General features: G+C 45.8%; 5 protein-coding genes. 3 read left to right on the plus strand and 2 right to left on the minus strand.

All coding sequences use genetic code 11. The features are described 5' to 3' along the window. Nucleotides 1-75: 75 nt before the first annotated feature. Both BIT28_RS00285 and sbcB read right to left on the minus strand, forming a co-directional pair. On the minus strand, nt 76-597 hold the full coding sequence (locus tag BIT28_RS00285) for a winged helix-turn-helix domain-containing protein (protein WP_075761646.1): 522 nt from the start codon (nt 595-597) through the stop codon (nt 76-78). 335 nt (nt 598-932) lie between these two features. Continuing rightward, complete coding sequence (gene sbcB, locus BIT28_RS00290; RefSeq protein ID WP_075761647.1) at nt 933-2354, minus strand: exodeoxyribonuclease I; 1422 nt, start codon at nt 2352-2354, stop codon at nt 933-935. A 176-nt stretch (nt 2355-2530) separates the two neighbouring features. On the opposite strand from sbcB, the gene BIT28_RS29880 reads away from it, so the two are divergent. The 3 genes from BIT28_RS29880 to BIT28_RS00300 all read left to right on the plus strand — a co-directional run bounded on the left by BIT28_RS29880 (nt 2531) and on the right by BIT28_RS00300 (nt 3878). Beyond that, entirely contained in the window at nt 2531-2974 is a 444-nt protein-coding gene (locus BIT28_RS29880; protein WP_245823617.1) for an Arm DNA-binding domain-containing protein, read from the plus strand. Nucleotides 2975-3088: 114 nt separating this feature from the next. Continuing rightward, nucleotides 3089-3406, plus strand: coding sequence for a tyrosine-type recombinase/integrase (locus BIT28_RS29885; RefSeq protein ID WP_245823618.1), 318 nt, complete (start codon nt 3089-3091; stop codon nt 3404-3406). 196 nt (nt 3407-3602) lie between these two features. Continuing rightward, on the plus strand, nt 3603-3878 hold the full coding sequence (locus BIT28_RS00300) for a hypothetical protein (RefSeq protein ID WP_075761648.1): 276 nt from the start codon (nt 3603-3605) through the stop codon (nt 3876-3878). Nucleotides 3879-4108: the final 230 nt, after the last annotated feature.

Below are 4108 nucleotides of genomic sequence, written 5' to 3' on the forward strand. Positions count from 1 at the left end.
GTTTTACTTTTGGCGAAGCAAATTATAACTCTTTACCATGCTGTTCAAAAAACACTCACGAAAGATCAACACGCCCTAGAAGTTTGAAACAACCACAATCGCAACCCCGGCAGCGGCTAGTAACAGCACTGAAATCTTATGCAATAGGCTGTATTTAACAATGTGCTCGGTGGCTGATTCTAGCTTTGGTTCCTGGTTACTTTCGGCAGGAAGTCTCGGTTGTTTATCAAAGGTATGGACAAGACGGCATGTTTTGTCTGGAAGGGGAACGCGAAAGCCAAAATGAGGAATAACCTCAATGGGAATGGACATCTCGCCATTGTATTCGAGCTTTTTTGTCAGCGAGATCAATAAAGTATTTAGATCATAGTGGTTGTTGCTTTCGTGGCTGTAAGGATCGACCAGAGTAAATGTCTTATCGAACAGTGACTGGGCACTGATCACCTCTCCGGCGAAATAGCACAGGGTTTCCAACAGGCGAGACTCATGGACAGTGAGTTCGGTTTCGGTGTTGTCTTGCCATACCAGCAGGCGCAGATCAGGCTCAAAATCCACACTTTCAAAGCGATAGCAACGCGTTAATGCTTTAGTCGTCATATCAACCACTTAAATACCAATGAATACTAAATTTGATACTTGTGACGAAAATTCCAGCGCAGTAGTGAAACAGTGCAAAGTGGCAATTTCGTCTGATCAAAAAAACTGGACTCAGACTGCAAGGCTGAATGAGTAAAATCTGACTTTCGTTCAGATACCTTCGTTATAAGTGTTGTTGGCAATTGCTCTAAGTTCAAACCTCGAAAATGGGATTATGTCTTAATAAAAAGCCCTCCGGTTTTGCAGGCCGGAGGGCTTGGATAAAATAGCAAACTATTACGGTGTGTTAGGTGGCAAAACTGCAAAGTGCTACGTCGAATCCAACCAGCTCATTGCTATACTAAGCTGTCTACATATTCATACACTGCTTTGAGTATCGCCATTTTGGCTTCATCCGCCTGGTGAGTCATGGCAGTTGCCTCGAGGTTTTCCATATAAGCAGGCAGATTGGATTCAAAGTAATCCTGACAATGGTGCTTCCATTGCTGCTGCTCTTTGAAGTCCAGCGTCATCGGGAAGTTTCTGGCACGGTAACGGAACAGCAATGGCTTGATGCGTTTGTCAGCGACATTCAGTTCGAGATTCGCCAGCTCTTCCGGCGCAGTCTCGCGGATAATGTCGATCGTTGAGCGATCAGCATTGGAGAAGAAGCCATCGTACAGCATGGCATCGACATTGGTGTTGGCTTCATATTCACGCTCAACACTGTAAATAGCCAGCAGCTTCTCACGAATTTCTGGATGTGATTTCAACAGCTGCAAGTTCTCCAGACACTTCTGGCGATCAATTCCGATCCGCTCTGCATCCTCGGCCTTAAGCGTTTTGGCAGGCGCCAGCACCGGACACTTATTTAGATGCACCAGCTTAAGCGGAACTGGCAACTCATCAGGGCCGAGATCAACACGTTTGGTGTACAGCCTTTCACGCAACGTATCGGCATCAAGCTCGATCAGCGGGGTAGGATCCATCGCAAGGTTTACCGTAATCACGGCATTCTTGTTATCCGGATGCCAGGCCATTGGCACAATCCAGCTGGTATTGCCGCACTCGACACCAAACATACCTGAGACATGCACCAGCGGCGTCATTTCGACAATATCAACCAGCTCCTGCAGCTTGCGCTTGTGACGCAGGCTGAACAGGTAGTTAAACAGCTTAGGCTGGTTTTGCTTTAAGATCTTCGCTAGCTCAATCGTCGCGTAGACATCCGCCATTGCATCGTGGGCATTAGCGTGTTCGATACCGTTGGCAACGGACAAGTGCTCAAGCTTAAAGCTTGGCAGGCCATCTTCATTGTCATGCCAATTTACCCCTTCCGGCCTCAATGCGTAGCAGGTACGCATAATATCGAGCAGATCCCAGCGCGAGTTACCGTTCTGCCACGCCCATGCATACGGATCGTAGAAGTTACGGTAAAGGGTATAACGGGTAACCTCGTCATCGAAGCGAACGTTGTTATAACCAATCACACAGGTATTCGGCTTCGAAAGCTCGGCATGAATACGGGCAATAAACTCCGGCTCCGACAAGCCCTTCTCATGCGCTTCCTGAGGTGTGATCCCAGTGATCAGACACGCTTCAGGTGAAGGCAGGTAGTCCACCGGCGGTTTACAGTAGATAACCAGCGGCTCGCCGATAATGTTGAGATCCATATCGGTACGCACACCCGCAAACTGACACGGACGATCAGTCGAAGGGGTAGCACCAAAAGTTTCATAATCTAGCCAAAACAAAGTTGGCTCATTTGTATTGTTCATAGTGTTTTCCAGAAACCATTGCATTCGTATTAAGTGCTTGTTCTAACAATGGCTTTTCAATGCTATACTGTTCATCTATACAGTAGTTAATTCTTGCACAGTTAGGTTTGGGATTTGCATTTGTGTCCAAATCTGTGTCCAAAAAAATTCTCGATGTGTCCAAATTAAGGAAGCTTATGTCCCTGATAGATAGAAGATTAAGAGCCATTAGCAAGCTCGAAACCTATGACGGTCCATCCCAACTTAGCGACGGAGATGGCCTGATTGCTCGTATCTCGCCTCTCGCAATCATCACCTTCCAATATCGCTGCCGATTCAATGGTAAACAACTGAGAATTAATATCGGTAAGTATCCCGCAACTAGCCTGAAAGAGGCAAGGCGGAAACATAAAATCATGATGGAATTGAGGGAATCAGGCCGAAATCCCGAGATTGCGAACGGGGTTGGCGGTAGTGGTGAGCAAGATTTCGTCACTTTAGACGACTGCGTGAACTACTGGCTGAAACACTTTGTCCCTACCTTAAAGAAGGGGACACAAGCACTTTACCGATCCTTCGCCAATAACTACTTCCTTGGCACCTTCCCCGACAGAAACGTCGAAACCATCTCCGCTCGATAATGGATGCTACATCCCACCCTGGTCTGAATTAGCACAAATCTGGTTGGCCATAGAACGAAGCCGAGCCAGCACTGCCAACAAAACCCTTCACCAACTCACCACTATAAACACGTTATGGCGACATACGACGACGTGTTATTCCCAGGGCAAGACCTCAATACCCCAATCAGCATTGCTGCAGCAAACCGTTATATACGTCGCATACGCGAGAGCCTGCCTCTAGAACACTGGCGAACACACGATTTCAGGCGTTCGCTGTCTACAGGCGCCTCTGAACTCGGTGTGATGCCGCATGTAGTAGAGAAGATGCTAGGCCACGAGCTAGGTGGCGTACTGGCCGTGTATAACAAGCATGATTGGTTGGAGGACCAGCGTGAGGCTTATGAGTTATATGCAGATAAGTTGACAGCATTTCTGGATACTAATGACTAACTACCTATTTACACCTTAGTTTTCATATGGTTTCATACTGAGATATTCGCTAGGTGCATATGTGTGGCAGTAGTCCGTGGGTTGTGAGGTTTGCGAATGCTATAAGTTAATGTTTTTTGTATATCTCGGATAAACGGACCATATGCGATGAGTTCGCAGAATATAAGGTTAAATTTACCATTGAACGAGAGGTAGCATGGAACCAAATAGTTTCCTGAATGAAGAGTATTTTGCTCAACGTATAACACAGGACAACATGAAGGAAATTTTCACTGATTGCTACGACGTAGCTTTTGAACTGGCTGAATCCAATGATAAGCTCACCATCAAAAATATCTACGATTTGTACCAAGAGCAATTACAAAATGAATGGGTACTTGGAAGAGTTCGTTATGCTATTTTGCAAATGGTTAGTCCTCTAACCTCAGAAAATAAGCAGCGCTTATATTCAAGGTGCTTTCCAGGAAAATAAATTTAACAAAGCGTTCAAGAGAGATTTAGCACGTGTGGCATTTTTAGTTTGCGTTGGGTTTAGTGTTTAAGTCGCTTTGCAGAATTTTTTGTATTGCGTGCCTGCAGCCCTTAACGCGGCGTTATATTCGGTCAATTCAAGTCCAGTAGACTAGGGCGTGTTGATCTTTCGTGAGTGTTTTTTGAACAGCATGGTAAAGAGTTATAATTTGCTTCGCCAAAAGTAAAACC

The organism is Photobacterium proteolyticum, from assembly GCF_001939735.1.
Classification (GTDB): domain Bacteria; phylum Pseudomonadota; class Gammaproteobacteria; order Enterobacterales; family Vibrionaceae; genus Photobacterium; species Photobacterium proteolyticum.

What these genes read in the sequence shown, in the direction of transcription:
- BIT28_RS29885 (WP_245823618.1), top strand. Translation starts at nt 3,089, where the DNA reads ATGGCGACATACGACGACGTGTTATTCCCAGGGCAAGACCTCAATACC.
- sbcB (WP_075761647.1), bottom strand. Translation starts at nt 2,354, where the DNA reads ATGAACAATACAAATGAGCCAACTTTGTTTTGGCTAGATTATGAAACT.
- BIT28_RS29880 (WP_245823617.1), top strand. Translation starts at nt 2,531, where the DNA reads ATGTCCCTGATAGATAGAAGATTAAGAGCCATTAGCAAGCTCGAAACC.
- BIT28_RS00285 (WP_075761646.1), bottom strand. Translation starts at nt 597, where the DNA reads ATGACGACTAAAGCATTAACGCGTTGCTATCGCTTTGAAAGTGTGGAT.
- BIT28_RS00300 (WP_075761648.1), top strand. Translation starts at nt 3,603, where the DNA reads ATGGAACCAAATAGTTTCCTGAATGAAGAGTATTTTGCTCAACGTATA.